The organism is Nocardia sp. NPDC052566, from assembly GCF_044547285.1.
In the GTDB taxonomy this organism is placed as follows: Bacteria; Actinomycetota; Actinomycetes; order Mycobacteriales; family Mycobacteriaceae; genus Nocardia.
On sequence record NZ_JBIUAF010000006.1, the window covers coordinates 16,684 to 37,354 of the forward strand.

At 68.2% G+C, this 20,671-nt stretch carries 24 protein-coding genes; 11 read left to right on the forward strand and 13 right to left on the reverse strand.

Annotated elements, in window-relative coordinates:
* Window positions 1-114 precede the first annotated feature (114 nt).
* On the reverse strand, window positions 115-708 hold the full coding sequence (locus ACIG5A_RS29770; RefSeq protein ID WP_397245996.1) for a hypothetical protein: 594 nt from the start codon (window positions 706-708) through the stop codon (window positions 115-117).
* 51 nt (window positions 709-759) lie between these two features.
* Window positions 760-1,533 (reverse strand): DNA polymerase beta superfamily protein, encoded by a 774-nt coding sequence (locus ACIG5A_RS29775; protein WP_397245998.1) that lies wholly within the window; start codon window positions 1,531-1,533, stop codon window positions 760-762.
* A gap of 48 nt (window positions 1,534-1,581) precedes the next feature.
* On the opposite strand from ACIG5A_RS29775, the gene ACIG5A_RS29780 reads away from it, so the two are divergent.
* Window positions 1,582-2,016 (forward strand): lytic transglycosylase domain-containing protein, encoded by a 435-nt coding sequence (locus ACIG5A_RS29780; protein WP_397246000.1) that lies wholly within the window; start codon window positions 1,582-1,584, stop codon window positions 2,014-2,016.
* 60 nt (window positions 2,017-2,076) lie between these two features.
* Here ACIG5A_RS29780 and ACIG5A_RS29785 read toward each other — a convergent pair whose 3' ends face one another.
* Entirely contained in the window at window positions 2,077-2,280 is a 204-nt protein-coding gene (locus ACIG5A_RS29785; RefSeq protein ID WP_397246002.1) for a cold-shock protein, read from the reverse strand.
* Window positions 2,281-2,508: 228 nt separating this feature from the next.
* On the opposite strand from ACIG5A_RS29785, the gene ACIG5A_RS29790 reads away from it, so the two are divergent.
* Entirely contained in the window at window positions 2,509-3,741 is a 1,233-nt protein-coding gene (locus ACIG5A_RS29790; RefSeq protein WP_397246004.1) for an FAD-dependent oxidoreductase, read from the forward strand.
* Between the two features lie 74 nt (window positions 3,742-3,815).
* Here ACIG5A_RS29790 and ACIG5A_RS29795 read toward each other — a convergent pair whose 3' ends face one another.
* Window positions 3,816-4,031 carry a hypothetical protein gene (locus ACIG5A_RS29795; protein WP_397246006.1) on the reverse strand — a complete coding sequence of 72 codons (216 nt, stop codon included), beginning with the start codon at window positions 4,029-4,031 and terminating at the stop codon, window positions 3,816-3,818.
* A 36-nt stretch (window positions 4,032-4,067) separates the two neighbouring features.
* On the opposite strand from ACIG5A_RS29795, the gene ACIG5A_RS29800 reads away from it, so the two are divergent.
* Entirely contained in the window at window positions 4,068-4,487 is a 420-nt protein-coding gene (locus ACIG5A_RS29800; RefSeq protein ID WP_397246009.1) for a winged helix-turn-helix transcriptional regulator, read from the forward strand.
* Here the strand turns inward: ACIG5A_RS29800 and ACIG5A_RS29805 are convergent, their stop codons facing one another.
* The 4 genes from ACIG5A_RS29805 to ACIG5A_RS29820 all read right to left on the reverse strand — a co-directional run bounded on the left by ACIG5A_RS29805 (window position 4,488) and on the right by ACIG5A_RS29820 (window position 8,540).
* A complete protein-coding gene (locus ACIG5A_RS29805; protein WP_397246011.1) occupies window positions 4,488-4,697 on the reverse strand; it encodes a molybdopterin-binding protein in 210 nt (69 codons plus the stop codon).
* 29 nt (window positions 4,698-4,726) lie between these two features.
* Window positions 4,727-5,848, reverse strand: a complete 1,122-nt coding sequence (locus tag ACIG5A_RS29810) for an acyl-CoA dehydrogenase family protein (protein WP_397247939.1) — start codon at window positions 5,846-5,848, stop codon at window positions 4,727-4,729.
* Between the two features lie 147 nt (window positions 5,849-5,995).
* The gene (locus ACIG5A_RS29815) at window positions 5,996-7,009 is read right to left on the reverse strand and encodes an AraC family transcriptional regulator (RefSeq protein WP_397246013.1); all 1,014 of its coding nucleotides are present in this window, start codon (window positions 7,007-7,009) and stop codon (window positions 5,996-5,998) included.
* A gap of 52 nt (window positions 7,010-7,061) precedes the next feature.
* Entirely contained in the window at window positions 7,062-8,540 is a 1,479-nt protein-coding gene (locus tag ACIG5A_RS29820) for an FAD-dependent monooxygenase (protein ID WP_397246015.1), read from the reverse strand.
* A 90-nt stretch (window positions 8,541-8,630) separates the two neighbouring features.
* Between ACIG5A_RS29820 and ACIG5A_RS29825 the strand changes: the two genes are divergently transcribed.
* From ACIG5A_RS29825 to ACIG5A_RS29850, 6 genes are all read left to right on the forward strand, one after another.
* Window positions 8,631-9,278, forward strand: a complete 648-nt coding sequence (locus ACIG5A_RS29825) for a TetR/AcrR family transcriptional regulator C-terminal domain-containing protein (protein WP_397246017.1) — start codon at window positions 8,631-8,633, stop codon at window positions 9,276-9,278.
* Window positions 9,279-9,311: 33 nt separating this feature from the next.
* Entirely contained in the window at window positions 9,312-10,169 is an 858-nt protein-coding gene (locus ACIG5A_RS29830) for a GNAT family N-acetyltransferase (RefSeq protein WP_397246019.1), read from the forward strand.
* 258 nt (window positions 10,170-10,427) lie between these two features.
* The gene (gene tuf / locus ACIG5A_RS29835) at window positions 10,428-11,609 is read left to right on the forward strand and encodes an elongation factor Tu (RefSeq protein WP_397246021.1); all 1,182 of its coding nucleotides are present in this window, start codon (window positions 10,428-10,430) and stop codon (window positions 11,607-11,609) included.
* 161 nt (window positions 11,610-11,770) lie between these two features.
* The gene (locus tag ACIG5A_RS29840; RefSeq protein ID WP_397246023.1) at window positions 11,771-12,655 is read left to right on the forward strand and encodes a RimK family alpha-L-glutamate ligase; all 885 of its coding nucleotides are present in this window, start codon (window positions 11,771-11,773) and stop codon (window positions 12,653-12,655) included.
* The gene (locus ACIG5A_RS29845) at window positions 12,652-13,539 is read left to right on the forward strand and encodes a RimK family alpha-L-glutamate ligase (RefSeq protein ID WP_397246025.1); all 888 of its coding nucleotides are present in this window, start codon (window positions 12,652-12,654) and stop codon (window positions 13,537-13,539) included. Before ACIG5A_RS29840 ends, ACIG5A_RS29845 begins: the two co-directional genes overlap by 4 nt.
* The gene (locus ACIG5A_RS29850) at window positions 13,517-14,266 is read left to right on the forward strand and encodes a PP2C family protein-serine/threonine phosphatase (RefSeq protein ID WP_397246027.1); all 750 of its coding nucleotides are present in this window, start codon (window positions 13,517-13,519) and stop codon (window positions 14,264-14,266) included. The genes ACIG5A_RS29845 and ACIG5A_RS29850 overlap by 23 nt, the downstream gene beginning before the upstream one ends.
* Here the strand turns inward: ACIG5A_RS29850 and ACIG5A_RS29855 are convergent.
* Window positions 14,263-15,402: a metallophosphoesterase gene (locus tag ACIG5A_RS29855; protein WP_397246029.1), complete on the reverse strand. Its 1,140-nt coding sequence runs from the start codon at window positions 15,400-15,402 to the stop codon at window positions 14,263-14,265. The genes ACIG5A_RS29850 and ACIG5A_RS29855 overlap by 4 nt on opposite strands.
* A 165-nt stretch (window positions 15,403-15,567) precedes the next feature.
* Here ACIG5A_RS29855 and ACIG5A_RS29860 point away from each other — a divergent pair, with 165 nt between their 5' ends.
* Window positions 15,568-15,918, forward strand: a complete 351-nt coding sequence (locus ACIG5A_RS29860; protein WP_397246032.1) for a hypothetical protein — start codon at window positions 15,568-15,570, stop codon at window positions 15,916-15,918.
* 55 nt (window positions 15,919-15,973) lie between these two features.
* Window positions 15,974-16,900, forward strand: coding sequence for a cyclase family protein (locus ACIG5A_RS29865; RefSeq protein ID WP_397246034.1), 927 nt, complete (start codon window positions 15,974-15,976; stop codon window positions 16,898-16,900).
* Between the two features lie 6 nt (window positions 16,901-16,906).
* On the opposite strand, the gene ACIG5A_RS29870 is transcribed toward ACIG5A_RS29865, so the two are convergent.
* The 4 genes from ACIG5A_RS29870 to ACIG5A_RS29885 form a co-directional block, all read right to left on the reverse strand.
* On the reverse strand, window positions 16,907-17,926 hold the full coding sequence (locus ACIG5A_RS29870; RefSeq protein ID WP_397246036.1) for a winged helix-turn-helix domain-containing protein: 1,020 nt from the start codon (window positions 17,924-17,926) through the stop codon (window positions 16,907-16,909).
* 49 nt (window positions 17,927-17,975) lie between these two features.
* On the reverse strand, window positions 17,976-18,203 hold the full coding sequence (locus ACIG5A_RS29875; protein WP_397246038.1) for a hypothetical protein: 228 nt from the start codon (window positions 18,201-18,203) through the stop codon (window positions 17,976-17,978).
* 85 nt (window positions 18,204-18,288) lie between these two features.
* Entirely contained in the window at window positions 18,289-18,948 is a 660-nt protein-coding gene (locus tag ACIG5A_RS29880; RefSeq protein WP_397246040.1) for a class I SAM-dependent methyltransferase, read from the reverse strand.
* 852 nt (window positions 18,949-19,800) lie between these two features.
* Window positions 19,801-20,547: a type II CAAX prenyl endopeptidase Rce1 family protein gene (locus tag ACIG5A_RS29885; RefSeq protein ID WP_397246042.1), complete on the reverse strand. Its 747-nt coding sequence runs from the start codon at window positions 20,545-20,547 to the stop codon at window positions 19,801-19,803.
* Between the last annotated feature and the right edge of the window lie 124 nt (window positions 20,548-20,671).

Consider the following 20,671-nt stretch of genomic DNA (forward strand, 5'->3'; position numbering starts at 1 on the left):
AGGCAGTCGAGCAACAAGCTCCGTGAGCCTATGCAGCCGACGACCCGTGCGCATCGGAAGACACCCAACCGTGACGGGATTCGGTGCCACGGCGACCGCCGTGGCCGGATCCGTTCAGGCGCAGTAGTAGCAGGTCCCGCTGGCGGGGAGCTGGGTGAAGCACTCCTCGCACACCGCCTCGCGGGTCGGCTGCGGTTCGGGTTCCGCCTGTTTGATGGTGCTCGCGGTGCGGCGGCGGCCCGCCACCTTGGGGGTGAGCGGCGGCACGCCGCCGTCGGCGGGCATGACGGCGCCGTAGTACTCGTAGCACTGGCGCCGGGCGTACGCGGCGTGCAGTTCGAGATCGTCCGGGATCGGCAGTCCCGCGAGTTCGAGCACGTACTTGTAGGTATCGCCGACCGTGTGGTTCTGGCGGACGCACAGCGCGGTGAGCGGCGGCTCGCCCGCCTTGTGACAGCGGCGGGCGATCTTGCGCAGGATGGCGTCCATCCAGGTGCGCGTCGGCGCGCCCGTGTGCACGCCGGATGACTCCTGCACCCGCTCGGCCAGTTCGCTCACGGTGATGAAATGCCCGTACCCGGTGGCGATCTCGGACAGTTCCGCGTGTGCGGCCAGCGCCCACGCCACCGTCGCCTCACGCAACGACACCGCGGCGCCGTCACCTGCCCGCCATGCTCCTGCCGTCGTGGGTACGGAACTCTTAATCATCCGACCAAGTTATCGTGACACCCCACGGACAAGCCAATGCGCCGGCGAGGTTCACAACTTGGCCCGGCGCAGTCGTTGCAGGAAGTCCTCCAGCGGTGCCTCGTCCGGCACGGTGGGGAGCACGGTCGTCGCGCTGTCGAACTTCGCCTCGTACTCCTCGATCAGCGCACGCGCCACCTGTTCGCCGCCTGTGGCCGTTACCCGGGCGCCGAATTCGAAATAGCGCTCGGCATCGGGAACGCGCAAGGGCAGCGTGCCGGTCGTGTAGAGCTCGAGGCCCTGCCACAGCAGACGCATGGTGTGCCTGGCGTGTTTCGCGCGCCGCTTGTCCGGCAAACCCTGGGGCTCGCCTCGATCGAGCAGTCGGCGGAACTGCGATGTCGCGTAGCCGAAGTAGGCGTCCCTGACCCGTCGCGCGGACAGGAAGCAGTGCCGCAACGACACCAGCTCCGCGCCGAATTCGCTTGTCGCCGTGTATTTATCGAGCCAGAGCAGATCAGAGGCCGTCGGATTGCACGACAGCATCAGCGCCATCGCCTTACCGATCTCGTGATAGGTGGCATCGGAGCCATCGCGGCCCTGCTTGGTCGCGCGCTCGCGCACCGGCGGATGCAGTCCGAGCAGCAGGCCCGTCGGTTCGGCGTAGATGCCCGCGTAGTCGACGTCGCTGTCGGGCGTATCCAGTCCGTACGCAACCGATCCCACCACGCCTTCGAGCAGCAAATCCATCCCGGCCCCCTTCACAGCTCCCGAAACACGATCGAGTATCCCGACCGGATCTGCCGCTGTACACCGATTTATCGACGGATCGAAATGCGGCGACACGATGGAGAGTTGCGCAACTAATTCATCGACTAATGATTTGCTGCCTTTGTGCTGATATCGCGTATTTTCTCCGCGGTCGCCGTCGCCGCCTGTGCGCTGTCGCTCTGCGCCGCTCCTGCTGCCGCCGTGGAGCAGGACGAGCTGGATGTGCGTGGGGCGACGGCGGAAAGCGCGCTGGCAATTCTCGGGTCGGCGCGGTTGAGCATCAAGGTCTTGGCGATGACGATCGTGCCGCCGAGCCAGTTCCGGTCGTTCGACAACATCATCACCAGCGAAAGCGGCTGGGATGTCTTCGCGCTCAACCCCGTCAGCGGCGCGTACGGGCTCGGCCAGGCGTTGCCGCCGGAGAAGATGGCCAGTCACGGCCTCGACTGGCCGTTCAATCCGGTGACCCAGATCCGCTGGGCCTACGACTATATGAACGCCCGCTACGGGAGTCCGGATGCCGCGTGGGCATTCTGGCAGCGGTACCACTGGTATTGATCCGGAAAATGCGAGAGCCCCGCACCCGAGCGGATGCGGGGCTCTGCCGAGCTCTGTCGATCAGATGGTGCGGACGTCCTGGGCCTGCGGGCCCTTCTGTCCTTGGCCGACCTCGAACTCCACCCGCTGTCCTTCTTCAAGGGACTTGAATCCCGAGCCGGACACGGCGGAGTAGTGCACGAAGACGTCAGGACCGCCACCGTCTTGCGCGATAAAGCCGAAGCCCTTCTCGCTGTTGAACCACTTCACACTGCCTTGTGCCATTTTTTTACTTCATTCTTTTCTGTCGATGAGCCGGGCAGATCACATCGATTAGCCCGATCTCACCCGCCCACCCTGCCACGCCGATCCGCATTCCGCCGAATGTGTGACGTAACCGACCCCGGCCGCTGCCCCGTGTCTTGCCCTAGAACCTGTGGCTTCCGGCCGATCAAAACCTCGGTTACCCTGCGTTTGCGGGGCTCGGGCGGAATCGAATGGGAGGGGTGCCCGATGGAGTATTCGACGTGCTCGGTGGTCGGCGGAGGGCCTGCGGGGATGTTTCTCGGGCTGTTGCTGGCCCGGGCGGGGGTGCGGGTGACCGTGCTGGAGAAGCACGGGGACTTCCTGCGCGACTTCCGCGGCGACACGGTGCATCCGACAACGTTGGAATTGCTCGACGAGCTGGGGTTGGGCGCGGAGTTCGGGCGGCTGCCGCAGCGGCATGTGAGCGAGGTGAAGGGGCCCATCAACGGGCGGATGCAGACGCTGGCGACGATGAAACACCTGCCGGTGCGGCACCGCTACATCGCGATGGTGCCGCAGTGGGATCTGCTGAACCTGCTCGCGCGCGCGGCCGAGCGCGAACCATCATTCGAGTTGCGGATGAATACCGAAGCGACGGGGGTGATTCGGGAGGGCGAGCGCATCGCAGGCATCACCTATCGCACGAAAAGCGGTGCCACCGGCGAGATTCGAGCGGAGCTGACCGTGGCCTGCGACGGCCGCTTCTCGGTACTGCGCGCCGCGGCGGAGTTGCCGTCGCGGAGTTGGACCGCACCGTTCGACGTGTGGTGGTTCGCCTTGCCGCGCAACGACTCCGATCCGGTCGGTGATGTGCAGATCACCGCGCGGATGGTCGCGGTGCTCGCCGACCGCGGCGACTACTGGCAGTGCGCGATCATCATCCCGAAGGGCGCCGATCCGCAGCTGCGGCAGCGTCCGGTCACCGATGTCGTCGCGACCATGGCGCGGGTATTGCCGTGGCTCGGCGACCGGATCGATGTCGTCAGGGACTGGGACGACATCAAACTGCTCGAGGTGCACATGGACCGGCTGCACCGCTGGTATCGCGAGGGCCTGCTGTGCCTCGGCGACGCCGCCCACGCCATGTCGCCGATGGGCGGCGTCGGCATCAACCTGGCCGTCCAGGATGCCGTCGCGGCCGCGAGAATCCTCGCACCGCAGTTGCTCTCGGGAACGGCGCCGGACCTGGCCGCGGTTCAGCGCCGCCGCCTGCTGCCGACGGTCCTGATGCAGCGCATGCAGCGCGCGATGCACGCCAAAGTCGTCGAGCCCGCGCTGTCCAATGCCGTCGAACGTCCCGATATCGAACAGGCGCCGCTCACGCTGCGAATCCTGTGCCGGCTACCCGGAATTCGCGCGATCCCGCTGTTCCTCGTCGCCCGCGGCATTCGCCCCGAACATGCCCCGGACTTCGCTCGCCGTACTCCGGTGTCCCGCTGACGATTACGGGCCGCGGGCGGTGAACCCACCGGGCCGCGCCGCGATCGGCCGATGCGGCGCGACCGGCTCCCGGCTCAGGCCGTGACGGGGACGGGTGTGCCGCGACGTTCGGCGAGAACATTCGCGGCGTATGCCGCGCCGGCGGCCTTGTTGCCGAGGACGTAGCCGACGATGTCGGCGAGGCCCTGGACCTGGCCCGCTCCGCCCCAGGTGCCTTCGGTGACCTCGGGGGTGAAGACCCAGACGCGATTCGGATCCCGTTCGTAGGCGCCGTTTTCGGCGTCGAGCACCGCTTCGGTGACCTCGGCGACGATGGCGCCGCGGCGTTGGAGATCGTCGGCGAGAAGTGGTCGCTGCTCGTGCTGCGCGAGGCGTACTTCGGCATCCGCCGCTTCGACGACTTCCATCGCGCGCTCGGCTGTGCCCGCAATCTGCTCAGCGGCAGGCTGGCCAAACTCGTCGAACACGGTGTGCTCGAACGGGTGCTCTACCAGGAGGCGGGCCATCGCGGCCGCTATGAATACCACCTGACCGACAAGGGTTACGACCTCGAACCGGCACTCGTCGCCCTGATGCAGTGGGGCGATCGCTGGACCGCCGACGCGGACGGCCCGCCGGTGGTGATGCGCCACAACGACTGTGGCGCACCGGTGCACGCCGTGCTGTCCTGCGAGAACGGCCACCACGCGGTGGCGCCGCAGGACACACGGCCGATGCCGGGCCCGGGGGCCCGGCGCATCGCCTGACTACTCGACGCCGAGGGTGACCTCGGTGGACTTGATCAGCACCTTGACGGTTGCCCCCTCGGCGAGGTCGAGGTCGTCGACGGCGTCGCGGGTGATCGAGGAGGTGATCTCGTCGCCGCCGTTGAGGCGGACGCGGACCACGGCCATCGCCTCGCCACGGGTGACAGAGAGGACGGTTCCTTCGAGTTGGTTACGGGTGCTCAGGCGCATGGGCGGGAGCTTACGCAGTTGCCACACGTTCACAGGCTCCGGCCGATGATGAGTTTCATGATCTCGTTGGTACCACCGTAGATCTTCTGGATGCGAGCATCGGCGTAGAAGCGCGCGATCGGGTACTCGGTCATGTAGCCGTAGCCGCCGAATAGCTGCAGGCATTCGTCGGCGACCTTGCACTGCTGCTCGGTGAGCCACCACTTGGCCTTGGCCGCGGTCGGCACATCCAGTTCGCCACGCAGATGTTTGGTGACGCAGTCGTCGACGAAGCTCCACGCGATGGTCTTGATCGTGTCGCATTCGGCCAGGGTGAACTGGGTGTTCTGGAAGTTGAAGATCGGCTTGCCGAAGGCCTGGCGCTCCTTGGTGTACGCGAGGGTGAGCTCGACCGTCTTCTCGATCGCGGCGGCGGCGATGACGCCGAGGATCAACCGCTCCTGCGGAAGTTGCTGCATCAGCTGGATGAAACCGAGCCCCTCGGTGGTGCCGAGCAGATTCGACCGCGGCACCCGCACGTCGTCGAAGAACAACTCGCAGGTGTCCTGGCCGTGCTGGCCGATCTTCTCCAGGTTGCGGCCGCGCCGGAAGCCATCGCGGTCGGTCTCCACCGCGATCAGCGAGACGCTCTCGGCGCCCTTGCCCTCGCCGGTCTTGACCGCGACGATCACCAGATCGGCCAGGTAGCCGTTGGTGATGAACGTCTTGGCGCCGTTGATGACGTACTGGTCGCCCGACTGGACTGCCTTGGTCTTGATGCCCTGCAGATCCGAGCCGGTGCCCGGTTCGGTCATCGCGATCGCGCCGACGATCTCGCCCGAGGCCATCTTCGGCAGCCAGGCCCGCTTCTGCTCCTCGGTGCCATAGGCGAGGACGTAATGCGCGACGATCCCGCTGTGCACCGGGTTGCCCAAACTGGGCGCGAGCCCGCGGACCTGCTCGGTCAGCGCCACCGCCTCGTGTGCGAAAGTGCCACCGCCGCCGCCGTATTCCTCCGGAATGCTCAGGCACAGCAGCCCGAGCTCGCCCGCCCTGTTCCACACCTCGCGGTCGATGTGATGCTGACGGCCCCAGCGGTCCTCGTTCGGTGCGCATTCCTTCTCGAAGAACCGGCGCGCCAGCTCGGCCAGCGCGTCGAGGTCGGTGTCCATCCACGGCGAACGGTGCAGGGCCACGAGTTGAACTCCTCTGTTCGGAAACGGGTCTGCCGCGACGGTAGGGCGCGGGCATACCGCCGCCTATGACCGCCGCGCTCGAAGTGTTGACCGGATCGCTCGAGTCAGCGGCGGACAGGTGGGTCAGGGCCGATAGGAGCCGGGCGGGCTGCCGGTCCACCGGCGGAAGGCGCGGGAGAACGCGCTGGGTTCGGAGAAGCCGAGCCGCCGGGAGAGCGCGGTCAGCGTTTCCTCGCCGCGCACCAGGCCGGCGATCGCGGCGTCGCGCATGATCTGCTCGCGGATCTCGCGCGGGGCGGTGTGTTCCGCACGGAGCTTGCGCCGCAACGTCTGCGGGCTCATCGCCAGTTCCGCCGCGATGTCCTCGACGCTCGGCCAGTCGCCGGTGAGTCCGCGCTCCAGCAGCTGGCGGACCCGGCCCGCCAGCGAGATCGTGTGGTCGCGGCGACCGATCACGCCGGCGGGTGCGCTGCGCAGGAAGGCGGTCAGGTCGGCTTCGTCGCGGATCAGCGGCAGGTCGAGTACGTCGGCGCCGAACACCAGAGCGGGTACGGGCGCGCCGAATACCACCGGTGCGCCGAAGACCAGGTCGTAGTCGTCGATGCCGGGTACGGGCGTGTAGGACAGCTCGACGTGGCGCAGCCGGATCCGCTGCCCGACGGCCCAGCCGAGGAGGCGGTGCGTGAAGGCGAGCATGGTGTCGATGAGCAGGCCGACGGGCTGGCGAATACCGCTGATATCGAACGAGATTCGGGCCTCATCGCCGTCGACGGTCAGCGCCGCGGGCGGAAAGCCCGGCAGTGACCGGTTGAAGCTTTCGAATCGCCGCACCGCCGCTCCGGCATTCGGCGCGCTGATCAGGCCGAAACACACCAGGCGCAGGGTGCCGCGCGGCACCGGCCGCAGGCCGAGCCCGAGCAGTTCGTCGTCGGTCTCCCGCCAGACGTGCTGGACCAGATCCGCGGCTTGCTCCATGGTGACCCGCGAGCGCCCCTGCGCCAGCAGTTCGGGCGAGATCCCCGCGGCGGCGAGCATGCGCTCGACATCCCAGCCGCGCCCGGCCGCCAGCTCGACCATGGCCTGGATCCGCTGGATCGGCATCGTCGATCCGGCTTCGGCGGACGGATGGGGCGGCACAACCCGACGCTATCCGAGCGTTTCGGTCGAGCAGTCGAGAGGTTCGGTCACTTCACCGGCGTGCGCCGATCCAGGTGACGAGTGCCTCGGTCAGGCCGTTGGCGTCGGCGTCGGCGGCCACCCAGGCGGCGTAGCCGTCGGGGCGAATGAGAACCGCTGCGGGAACCGGGATGTCGCCGACGCCGGGGATGGCCCAGCGCTCGGTGCGGCTCGTCGCGTCGACGACGTCGACCCGGTCGCGCCAGCCTTCGGCGGTCGGGGTGTCGTTTCCGTTGAGGCGCAACAGGACCGGGCGGGCGGTGTGCAGTAGTTCGCAGACCCGGGTATCGCCCGCCGCGGTGGTGAGATCGGCGTCGGGCACGCGGCGGCCGGTCAGCGGGTGATCGCCTTTGGTGTCGTAGCGGATATCGAGCGCGGTGATCATCAGGCCGAGTTCCGTGCGCACCTCGTCCTTTTCGATCATCCCCCGCACGGTGTCGCGCAGTGCGTCGATGTGTGCGCCGGGGCGGGCGAGCGCGGTCTGCGCGCGGGTGTTGTGCAGGACCCGAGCTCCGAGCGGAAGTCGTTCGGACTCATAGGTATCCAGCAGGTCGGCAGGTGCGTCGCCGCGCAGCGTCGCGGCCAGCTTCCAGCCGAGGTTGACCGCGTCCTGTACGCCGAGGTTCAGTCCCTGGCCGCCCGCCGGGTAGTGGATGTGGGCGGCATCGCCCGCCAGGAACACCCGGCCCGCGCGGTACTGCGTTGCCTGCCTCGCGGTATCGCCGAAGTACGAGACCCACTGCGGGCTGTGCATGCCGAAGTCGGTGCCCGCGACCTCGCGGAAGCTCTCGCGGAACTCCTCGAAGCCGATCACCGTGCCGCGCGGCAGCACGAGGTCGTGCCGCTGCACGATCAATCGGTACCAGCCCGGCTCGAACTGGAACACCGAGAAGTCGCCGGGGCCGCGGCGCGTGGCGAAGAAGGGTGCGGCGGGCGGATCGGCCAGTTCGACGTCGGCGAGCAGGCCGGCCATGGTCGGATCCGTTCCGGCGAAGTCGATTCCGGCCAGCTTGCGTACCGCGCTGCGGGCGCCGTCGCAGCCGACGAGGTACTTCGCCCTGATGCGGCGCGGGTGCGCACCGCCGATCTCGACGTCGATGCCGTCGTCGTGCTGCGCGAGCCCGGTGACGGGGGAGTCCCACTGCACCGACGCGCCGAGTTTGCTTGCGTGCCGGTCGAGTTCGCGCTCGATCACCGACTGCAGCAGGGCGAGGGTGAAGGGGTAGCGGGTGTCGAAGTCGGCGAAATTCAACGGGATGCCGGAGAAGTGACCCGCCTGCAGCGGCTTGCCGAGCGGCAGCATGTGATCGAGCAGACCGCGCTGATCGAAGATCTCCATGGTGCGTGCGTGGATGCCGCCCGCTCGCGATTCGCCGGTGCGCGCGGGCAGCCCGTCGACCAGTGCCACCTCGACGCCGGCCAGCCGAAGCTCGATGGCCATCATCAGGCCGACCGGCCCGCTACCTGCGATTACTACGTCCGTGGTGGTCATCGCCGTCTCCTTAACTTTGTTAAATTCGAACAGTGTTAAGCTACCCAGAACATTGTTAAGCTGTCAAGCGATACGAGATCGGAGGCGCCCGTGAAGCTGGATGCCCAGGTCATTGCCGACGCGGCACTCGGGCTGCTCGACGAGGTCGGCCTCGACGGGCTCACCATGCGCAAAGTGGCCGCGGCCCTGAACGTGCAAGCGCCCGCGCTCTACTGGCACGTGAAGAACAAGCGCGAACTGCTCGACGCGATGGCGCGCACCGTATTCGTCGCCGCCGTCGGCGGATTGGAGGCGCCGCGGCGCGAGGAGAGCTGGCAGGATTGGCTCGCCATGCTCGCGGGCAGGCTGCGCCGCTCGATGCTGCGCTACCGCGACGGGGCCAAGGTGCTCGCAGGCACCTTCGTCAGCGACGACGCCATGTGGCGCACAATGGAACTCACGTTGCGGATGCTCGAGGACGCCGGTTTCCCGCAGCGGGAGGCCCGGCGCATCTTCCCGATCATGCTGCACTACACCGTCGGCTACGTCATCGAGGAGCAGTCGCAGAGCGGCGCCGAATACGTCGACGGGAACCCCTACGAGGTGGCGCATCTCGCCGAGGTCATCGACGCGGAGCGCTTCCCGATGACCGCGGCGCTGTCCATCGACATGGTGGGCGCCGACTTCGACGCCGAGTTCGAGCACGGCCTGCGCGTCATTCTCGCCGGAATCCAGGCCACCCGAACCGATCCCGCGTAGGCCGGAGCATTCGGGTGTGATAGGCATGCGTTCATGTCTGCCGAACGTGCCATGGGTCTCTTTGCCGGAGTGGAACTTTCGCGACGCGTCGACCGCGCCGAACAGGTCATGCTCGAGGAGGCGGCCGCTGCCGCCACACGGCGGGACCCGGCCCTGTCGGTGCTGGTCCAGCCGATCGGCGGCGGCCTCGGCGTGTGGGCGGGGCCGGGTGCGCCGTTCGACAAGGTGATCGGCGTCGGGCTGGGCGGCGATTTCGACGACGCCGAGCTCGACGCGCTGGAACAGGCCTACGACGAACGGGATGCGCCGGTCCAGTTCGAGGTGTCGACCCTGGCCGATCCCGCCGTGGTCACCCGCCTGACCCGGCGCGGCTACACGCTGGTCGGCTTCGAGAACGTGCTCGGGCTGCCCTTGGCGCCGGGCAGGCAGGCCGAGCGGGCCGACGGCGTCGAGATCGCCGAGGTCGGCCCTGCGGAGTTCCAGACCTGGGTGAATGTGATGGTCGACGGTTTCGCCGCGCCCGACACCCAGGGCGTCATGTCCCACGAGGAGTTCCCCCGCGACGTGCTCGCGAACGCCGAGCACGATATGGCCGCGATCAGCGGCTTCGTCGCCACGATGGCCACCGTCGACGGCGTACCCGCCGGTGTGGGCGCCATCCGCCTCGCCGACGGCCTCGCCCAGCTGTGCGGCGCCGCCACCCTGCCGCGGTTCCGCCGCCGCGGCGTCCAATACTCGCTGCTCTCGACCCGGCTCGCCGCCGCCGCGGCCGCGGGCTGCGACCTCGCCGTCGTCACCACACTGCCCGGCTCGAAATCCCAGCAGAACGTGCAGAACCTCGGCTTCCAGCTCCTCTACGCCCGCGCCGTCCTGGTCCGCGCCGCCGAATAATCCCTCGCGTCCGGAGCGGTTGTCTCCGTACGATTCCGCATATGTTCAGCCACGTCATCGTCGTGCCGTCCGCGGTCGCGGGCGCGATGACGGCTGCCCTGGCAGCGCAGGCGGCAGCGACCGCCGCGCTGTTCGACGGCGCCCGAAGCTGACCTTCCCCGGGATGTCCCGGGACCTCGGACGGGGAAGGTGCTTCCGTCGCTGAGGTCCCCTCGTCACCCGTCGGCCGGCGTTCGGCCGTCAACCCAGGGAACAACCATGTCCAAGCAAACCTATGTCCGCACCAAGCCGCACCTGAACATCGGCACCATGGGCCATGTCGATCACGGCAAGACCACGCTCACCGCGGCGATCACCAAGGTGCTCGCCGAACGCGGCGGCGGCAGCTTCGTGCCGTTCGAGCGGATCGACCGTGCGCCGGAGGAGGCGCTGCGCGGTATCACCATCAATATCGCGCACGTCGAATACGAAACGGCCACACGGCATTACGCGCACATCGATATGCCGGGCCACGCCGACTTCGTGAAGAACATGATCACCGGCGCCGCGCAGCTCGACGGCGCCATCCTGGTGGTCTCCGCACAGGACGGCGTGATGCCGCAGACCGCGGAGCACGTGCTGCTCGCGCGTCAGGTCGGCGTCGAGCACATCGTGGTCGCGCTGAACAAGGCGGACGCGGGCGATCCGGAACTGCTCGACCTGATCGAGCTGGAGGTGCGCGAACTGCTTACCGCACAGGGCTATCCGGGCACGGACCTGCCGGTAGTGCGGGTATCCGGGCTGCGCGCGCTCGAAGGCGACGACCGGTGGACGGCCGCATTGCTCGCGCTGCTCGACGCGGTGGACACGCACGTGCCCGTCCCCGTCCGGTACACCGACGCGCCGTTCCTGCTCCCGGTGGAGAACGTGCTGACGATCACCGGCCGCGGCACCGTGGTCACCGGCGCGATCGAGCGCGGCCGGGTCCGCCTCGGCGACCGGGTCGAGCTGCTCGGCCTCGGCGGGCCCGAGCTGGCTCCGGTGGTCACCGGCGTGGAAACCTTCGGCAGGACAATGGAGTTCGCCGAGGCAGGGGACAACGTCGCGTTGCTGCTTCGCGGCGTGCAGCGCGGTCAGGTGCGTCGTGGTCAAGTCGTCGCGGCCCCGGCCAGCATTGCCGTGCACACCCGGTTCACCGCCAGGGTGTACCTGCTCGGCAGCGCGGAGGGCGGCAGGCGTACGCCGATCGCCACCGGCTACCGCCCGCAGTTCTACGTGCGCACCGGCGACGTGGTCGGCGACGTGACGCTGCCCGACGGCGTCGGCGTCGTCCGTCCCGGCGAAACCGTCGACCTGACAGTCGAGTTGGGCCGTCCGGTACCGCTGGAGCCCGGCCTCGGGTTCGTCATCCGTGAGGGTGGCCGCACCGTCGGCGCCGGCACCGTGCTGACCACCGGCTAAGCGGCCGAACCGCGCAGGGCCGTCGCATCTTTCGGTACCGCGATGGTGCGACGCGCCCAGCGCGGCGCACCCGTTGCGTTTTCTTTTGCCAAACAGATGATCTTCCTAGACAATCGGCGAACATTCCGGTCGCGACAGCGCAGCGTTACTTGGGGAGATAGATGGTGGCGGCACGGATGCGGTTCTGCTTTCTGGTGGAGGAGCAGTACCGCAGGGAGGGGATGCCGCTCGCGGTGGTGCGGCAGTTGCGGGCCTGGGGGCATCGGGTCGACGTGCTGCGGCCCGGCGGTGAGCTGCTCGACCTGAATTCGCTGATCCAGCAGGGGGATCACGACGCCTGGGTGCTCAAGACCGTCTCCGGCGGGCCCGGCCTGGGGCTGCTCGAGGCCGCCGCCGCGGCGGGCCTGACCACCATCAACGACGCCAGATCCATTCGGGGAGTCAGGGATAAGACGCAGGCGGCCGTGCGCGCGGCGCGCAGCGGTCTGCCCGTGCCCGCTACCTGGGCCGCTTCCCGGCTGGCCGATCTGGCCCAAATCCCGTCCGCCCGATTCCCTTTGGTGGTCAAACCGGCCGACGGCAGTTCGGGACGGTCGGTACATCTGGTCGAGCATCCCGAGCAATTGTTCGCGGTGGCGGGCGAATTCGCCGGCGAGGGGCAGCTGATCGCGCAGCCGTGGGTGCCGAATACCGGCGTCGACCTCAAGGTCTACTCGGCGGGCGGTCGCCTGTACGGCACCGAACGCAGATCGCCGCTCGCACAGGTCGATGACCGGCCGGAAGCGCCGGTGCCGTTGAGTGCCGAGGTGGCCGAGATCGCGGCGAAGGTGGGGGAGGTCTTCGGGCTCGACCTGTACGGCGTCGACATCGTGCTCGGTCCGGACGGCCCGGTCGTGGTTGATGTCAACGACTTTCCGAGTTTCCGCCAGGTGCCGAGGGCCGCCGCCACCGTCGCGCGCGCCATCATCGACCTCGCCAGGGCGGGCGCCGGATGGCACGACATCGCCGAATCCCGGCTGCCCGCGGCGGTCGGCGGTCATTCGTGAGGGTCGGCCTGCTGACGGCCGATCCCGGCCACCCGCTGCTCGCCGCCACCGCGGCGCTGCTGAGCGCACGCGGTCACGAGGTGCGTGCCCTCGCGCCCACGGCGCGGCACCTACCCCTCGATCCGGCGGATATCTACCTGCTCAAAGCCAGGACACCCGCCGCGATCGCGCTGGCGCGCGCACTGGAGCAGCGTGGCGTTCGGGTGATCAATTCGGCCGCCGCCACCGAGTTCTGCCAGGACCGGGTGGCCATGGCGCACCTCGCCCACCTCGCCGGGCTCCCGTTCGCGGCGACCACCTCGCTGGCGAATCCGCGACAGCTGACCGCACCGATCGAGCGCCCACTGGTGCTCAAGAGCAGGCACAGCAGGCGGGGTGACCTGGTCGCCGCGGTATCGGATGCCGACGAACTGGACGCGCTGGCCCGGCGCTGGCCCGACGAGCCGGTGATCGTCCAGGATCTCGTCCCCGGCACGAACTGGGATCACAAACTGTGGGTCGTCGCGGGCGAAGTGTTCGCCGCACTGCGCCGGTCCGAATTCGCACCAGGCCCGGGGCTGCCGGATCGGCCGTCGATCACCCCGCACCCGTGGGCCGAGCTGGCGCTGCGCGTCGGCGAGGTGTTCGGACTCGACGTCTACGGCGTGGATCTGCTCGAGGTGGACGGCGAACCCTTGATCGTCGATATCAACGCCTTCCCCGGGATTCGCGGTCAGGCCGGTGCTCCCGAGGCACTGTCGGCGCTGGTAGTCGCATGTTCACAGGATTCACACGGGTGGTTCTGGCACGGTTCACGGTCAGAGGCGGTTTACTGGAGTAGTGCTGATCGGCAGCACCACGCAGGGTCGAGGAGGTCAGGCCGTGCACACAGCCCCCACCGTTGAGATCGTCCGCCCCGAGACGGTGCGGCGCGTCGGTGTGGTCGCCGAGCCGGTCAGCAAACGCGGCGGGCGCTCGATCAACGCCGATGCCGTTGCGGCGGCGACGGATTCGATGACCGGGCGTACGGCATTCGTGGTCGCGGACGGCGTCGGTGATCATCTGCTCGCGGCCAGGGCGGCGCGCACCGTCGCCACGGTCGCCGCGCAGGTCGGCGCGCGCACCGGGGCGCACGCCGGAATCCTTGCGGCCCAGGAACATCTGCGGCGTGAGTTCCCGGAGGAGCATGCCGACTGCGTGCTCGTCGTCGTGGTGCTGCCCGCCAACGGACAGCTCGACGGCCGCACCGATATCGCCTGGGTCGGCGACTGTCGCGCGTACCGCTACAACGGCACCGTGCTGCACCAGATCACCACCGATCACACCCTCGGCGAATTCCTGCGCGCGCATGGGCAACACGCGGCGCCCCGGATGAATCACCTCGTCACCACGTCGGCGCGCACCGTGAAGCCGGACGAAATCGGTAAGGCCGCAACGGGATCGAGCACCGGACGGTGGCTGCTGAGCACCGACGGCGTACACAAGCGCGTCGATATCGTCACGATCAAGTCGATACTCGCCGCGGATACGCCGGTCGCCCTCGCGGCCGACACCTTCACCCAGACCGCGCTGGATCTCGGCGGCACCGACAACACCACCGCGTTCGTGCTCGACTACCGCGTTCTCGGTTAGGCCGGTGCGCGCAGGACCAGAACGGTGATCTCGCTCGGCGCGAAGACGCGCAGCTGTGGACCCCAGAATCCGGTGCCTCTGCTCGTGTAGAGCTGGGTGCGCGCGCCGTGCCTGCTCAGTCCGGCGACCACCGGCTGGTCGAGCCGGACCAGATAGTGGAACGGCCAGATCTGGCCGCCGTGGGTGTGTCCCGAGATCTGCAGTGCGACACCGGCTTGCGCGGATTCGGTGATCTGCTTCGGCTGGTGGGCCAGCAGCACCACCGGCACGTCCGGATCGGCGCCGGCGAGCGCGGCGGGCAGGTCGGGGCCGTGCCCGGGCAGCCCGGCGCCGGTGGGATCGTCGATACCCGCCAGCACCAGCCGATCATCGCCGCGCGAGATCACTTCGTGCTGGTTGTGCAGCGGCTGCCAGCCGATCGAGGCCATGTGATCGATCCAGCCCTGCGCGTCGCCGAAATACTCGTGGTTGCCGGTGATGTAGAACCGGCCGAGCGGCGCCTCGACCTTGCCGAGCGGGTCGACCTGCGGATGCCGCTTCGCCACCGAACCGTCCGCGAGATCGCCCGCGTGACAGGCGATATCGGGACGTTGCGCGTTCACCACCTCGACCACCCGCTCCGACCAGCGCAACCGGTTCAGCGCGGCGAAATGGGTATCGGTGACGACCACGAGGCGCAGCCCGTCGAATGCGTGCCCGAGCCCGTCGATCGTCACGTCGACGGTGCGGACCCGCGGCACTCGCCGCGCCTCGAACACGCCCCAGGCGACCAGTGCCGCCGAGACGGCGAGCACGCCGGTCGCGACGATCCGCGAGCGGGCCGGATCGCCGACACCGCCGACGGCGAGCCCGAGCCGTGCGACATTGCCGAGCACCGACCAGCTGAACACCACCCACAGCACACCGAGCAAGGTGTCGCCGACGATGGACCCGAAATCCGACTGTGCCGGGCCGTGCCCGAGGTACATCGAGGTCGGCAATGCCAGGAACCCGAGCAGGAACGCCGCGGAACCCAGCCAGAACAGCGGGCCGGTGTCCTGGGTGGGCGCGTAGACCAGGGTCCACCACGGCAACAGGAAAAGCACGGCGGGAATCGCCAGGAACATGATCAGACGGGTGGCGAATTTCACGGTCATCCTCGCTGGTACAGCGCGCGGCCCGCCCCCGCCCGGCGCTAGTGGTCTATTCGACGATAACAGCGGACAAACCTGAGGGAATTCATAGGAACGGCACAGGCTACGGCCAGACGCGCACGGCACCCTGAGAGAAGTAGTCCGGCTCTGTCGATAGTGAGGTGCACGATGGTCGAGATCGAGGTCACCGGTACAACCGTGACGGTTCACGTGCTCGGGGCGCACCGGTTGCTCGCGCTGCGTGAGCTGGTTCGGTTCGATCTGTCGAATATCGCCGAGGTCACCACCGCCGAGGTCGACCTGCGGCCGCCGTGGGTGCGCGCGCCCGGCACCTTCTTCCCCGGCGCGATCGCCGCGGGGACCTTCCGTGGCAAGGGTCGCAAGGAATTCTGGGATACCCACTTCGACGGCCGCGCCGTGCGCATCGAGCTGACGGGCACCGACTTCACCCGGCTCGTCGTCGATGTCGCCGATCCGGTCGCGGTCGGGCAATTGCTGACGGCGGCCGCCGCGGCCTGAACTGGACGGCTCTTTCCGACTCGCCGGATGGCACGGCCCCGGATAAGTTACCCGGATGGCCGTGTCATCGGAGTTTCTCGACATCGCCGCGCGCGTGAACAACTGGGGGCGGTGGGGCAGTGCCGACGAGATCGGCACGCTTAATCTCATCACCGACGAGGTGGTACGTGCCGCCGCCGGGTGCGTGCGCACCGGGCAGCGGGTCGCGTTGGCGGTCGACCTGCGGCACAACGGTATTCAGACGGGTCTGATACCTGGACGGGTCAATCCGCTGCACAGCATGATCGCGGTCAACTGGTCGATGTTCGGGCCCGGCACCGTTGCCACGAGCGACGACGTGGTGACCATGGGGCTGCAAGCCGGTACGCATTGGGATGCGCTGCCGCACATTTCGCATTCCGGCAAGATCTACAACGGACGGCCCGCGGGCAGCATCACCGCGCACGGCGGCGCCGCGTTCAGTGGGATCGATAAGGCGCGGCACGTGATTTCGCGTGGGGTACTGCTGGATGTGGCGCGCGCCAGAGGAATCGAGCGGCTGCCCGAGCACTACGCGGTCACTCCGGCGGATTTGGCGGCGGCCGAACAGATGTCGGGAACCAGCGTGCGGTCCGGGGACATCGTGCTGGTGCGGACCGGGCAGATGCAGCGCTACCTGGCGGGCGAGACGACCGAATATGCCGCCCCGGCGCCCGGACTTTCGGTGCGCTGCCCGGAATGGTTCCATGCCCGCGATGTGGCGGCCGTCGCCAACGACACCCTCGCCTTCGAGATCTTTCCGCCTGAACTCGAGCACGGATGGCTGGCGGTGCACGCGCTGCACCTGGTGGAAATGGGTATGCCGCAGGGGCAGAACTGGAACCTGGAGGAACTGTCCCGGGTCTGCGCGGAGACGCGGCGCTACGAATTCCTGCTGACCGCGACGCCGGAGCCGTTCACGGGCGCGACCGGCGCACCCGTCGCGCCGGTCGCCATCTTCTGAATGTGGTTACGCGATACGGATTCCGCTGCCGAGATCGCCGTCGAGCAGGGCGGCGCCGAGCGTTGTCAGCTGATGCCGCACGGAATTGCGGTGTCGTCTGCTCTCGATCAGCCCCGCCTCCCGCAGGATCGACGCGTGCTCGCTCGCGGTCGCCGCGGTGACGCCGAGCTTGCGCGCGAGTTCGGTGGTGCTGCACCCCTCCGCGATGGTCTCCAGCGCAGCGGCCCTGGTCCGGCCGAGCAAAGCGATCAGCGCCTCGTTGGATTCGCGTGGACCCCACGCCGCCGCGAAGTCGGCGAAATCGCGTAATGCCGGGACGATCAACATCTTCGGCGCGTCCAGGTCGACGGTGGAATGCAGCAGGATCGGCGCGGGCCCGGCGAACAGCGAAGGGACGATGACCAATCCGCGTCCGCCGGGGTGATCGTCGTGACAGCCCGACAGCGTGTACACCTCGAGTATCGGTGCGCGCCAGCGCACATGGGGCGCGAGCATGCCGAACAGCCGCTCCACCCCCTCGGTGGCCATCGTGCGCGCCATGCGGTCGGCGGTCACGTCGAGGAACGACTGCACATGCCCCCAACGGCCCGCGAACGCCACCGTGTGGAAGGCGTCGACGGCGGCGGCGACATTGCGCATCGCCTCGGCATCGCGGTCGGGCAACTGAGCCGCCCAGGCCGGGAACGGTTTTCCGATCTGATCCCGGCGTTCCGCCGCGAGCTTCACCTCGCGGCGGATCTCCTCCCGCGAGGCGAGATGCAGCGCCGTGATGCCCTCCGGCATGGTGCGCGCGCCACGGGTCGGCGTGATCAGATCGATGAACGCCTCGTCGGGCGGGACGATCGAGGCGAGGATGCGGAAGTCATCCGGTATCGCGCCCCACACCTGCCTGCGCCAGCCGTCGTATACCGCCGAGCCGCCGCGCTGCACGGTTCTGGTGGCCAGCATCGTCTCGCCGAGTGCGCCGAGCGGTGCGCCGACGCGGATACGCAGCAAATCCTCGGTGGTGAGGTGGATCCGCTTCATGAGGTGCCCCGCATCGCTGTAGACCGATACCGTCGCACGCTACCCGCGTTCATCGCGGGCCTCGTCCCGGCGCCGCGAGGAGCGGGTCCAATTCGAGCAGCATCTCGTTCGCGCCGTGCGGCCGGTATCGGTCGCACGTGGCGGCCGGGATCAGGCGCGATCCCGCGTACCGCAACCATTCCCGCCCGCGCTGCCATGCGACGGCCGCGTTGCCTGCCGCGTCTGTCAGTACCGGGCCGACGACTCCGTCGAGCCGCGCCGCTGCCTCTTCCGTCATGCTGGACTCCTTGATCGTTCTCCCGGCAGCGTAGGAAGCAGCCAGTATGCGACGCACCCTGTTTAGGCCGTGGCCGAAACACCACCTACACGCGGCGGATGCGGGCCTGCCACGCGGCGAAATCGGCGATACCGTCCGACACCGGATGATGCGGGATCTCGGCCGCGACCTCCGCGCTGATCCGCCCGCGATAACGCGTCGCCGCCAGCTCCTCCAGCTCCCACCCGTCGCCGAAGGAATCGAGGATCACCGCATCACTGATCCGCGGCCCGATACCGGGCTCGGCATCCGACAGCGCGAGCAAGTGAACCAGCCCACCCGGTTTCAACACCGCGTGCAACCCGGCCACATACGCGGTACGCGCCTGTTCGTCGGTGCCGAACACATGGAACAGCGCACTGTCGAGCACAGTGTCGAATGCCGGTGTCTCCCCGGCCCACTCGGCCCGCTCGCCCAACCGCAGCGCATCCGCCACCTCGAACTTCGCCTCGGAAACCCCCTGCGCCACCGCATTCCGCCGCGCGTACTCCACCGCACTCGGCGCCACATCCACCCCGAGCACGTCGTACCCGAGCCGTGTCAGCAGAATCGTGTGCTCCCCGGCCCCACACCCCGGCTCCAGCACCCGCCCTCGAATCCTCCCGCTCTGTGCCAACGCCACAATCGCAGGCTGCGGCTCGCCGATCACCCACGGCGCAGTGTCGTTGTCATAAACAGCATTCCAAAACGAAGCAGCACGAGTCATACCCGCCACCCTCCACCCTCAACCTCAGTTGAGGTCAACGTCGGGCGTGCGGTGGTCGGTGCCGCCTCGCCTCGGGATCGGTTTGTTCCGTGAGGCCGCGTCCAGTTGGTGCGACTTGGTAGCCGACGAAGCCGGTCTGTGTAGAGGCGGATGCTCGGCGTCCGGTCCTCGACGGGGCGAGAGGTGTGGTTCTCGGCGGGGTTCAACCGACTATCGTGTTGCGTCCTGGACGGGGTTGCTTTGCCTCCCGCTGTCAGGTGCATCATCTCGGCTTCCGGCGCACTTACCCTCCCCTGGTATCTCCTTCTCCTGAGGTGATGTCCAGGGCCGGACGGTGTTCGCTGCACCGGTGGGTCCCGACGGGTTGGGTGCGCGCGTCAGCCGCGGCCATTCCTGGTGCGCCGCCCCCTCATCCGAGCGCCCCCGAACCCAGTCCGGCATCGAGCGCAGCCAGATGGTGCCCCTTTTTTCGATCTCGAGAACAGCACCACAGCCAGACGACCGGGCCGGAAGCCGAACCCGATCACCTGAATGCGGGAGGTAAGCCGGGAATGGCAGGCGACGCGCCCAGCAATGCTCCCGGTAAACCCTGTAGCCGCAGTGCATCACCGGAATTGTGAGCCGTGAGACGGGTAAGCCCCGCACCCCCGCCGCGGCAACCTTGACCGACCCCAACCACCGAATACTCAAGAACCACAACCTATTTCGCCCGCCGACGCCTCGCCTCACCCGACCAACGCCGCGTGCTGACCGCGCCCCTGCGAGGATGCTCCCGCCCGGGGTGTGACGCACCCGCAAGCATCGTGCCTTCACCCGACATAAGCCGGGCGACCCACCGTCGCCCGGCCACGCTTATGCTCGATCTTTGGTAGGTGAGAGTCGGAGCGCGTAGGCCATTGCGCCTGTGGCGATCAGCACGGCGGCAATCGCCACGAACACGATCTGTGGCCGATCCAAGAAGTTGTCACCTGCGAACAGATACCCTGCGATATTGATCAGCCAATGCCCGACCGCCGCGATCAGCACACGCTGGCGGAAGTTTCCGTTGCCCAGGTATCCGAGCACGATCGCGAACGCCACGGCCGAGACGAAGAAACAGATCGCGGTCACCGTGCCGAGCATGAACGCCTGAACATGCCACAGTGCCCAGCTCCCCCCGGTCACCGAAATTGCCGCGAACCTGGCCATTCGGGATTCCAGTATCGGCTGCATCAAGCCCCGCCAACCGATCTCCTCGCCGCCGGCGCCGATGAGCTGGAGCAGCAGGAACACTGCGAAGGGTATGCCCCCTACTGCGCCGGGACCGACCATGGAGATGCCCGAGATAACAGCCGCCATGGTGATCAACAGCCAGAACAACATACAGGCGGTGACCATCGCCAGAAGATCCACGCCTACTCGGCGGGCCGAAACTGCTGCGGGCAGCAGTCCGGCGACCGTTGTCCTGAACGTCAGCCAGGTCGTCAGCGCACCAATCATCGGGCCGAACTGAACCAGTGACAGTGCTGCCGGTGCGATTCCCGAATGAGGTTGCACCGCAAGTAGAACCGCCGAGGCGGCAAGGGTGGACAGTACGTAGACACCGAGTGCGGCCCACACCCTTGCAGCGGTCGGTGACCGCAGTGCGCGGGCCGGGCCGGGCCGGGTGTTGCCGATTTCGGTGGGGTTCACTCGACCTACCCTGCCGTTGCGATATCCACTCGCGAATCACCCTGGAGTCCTG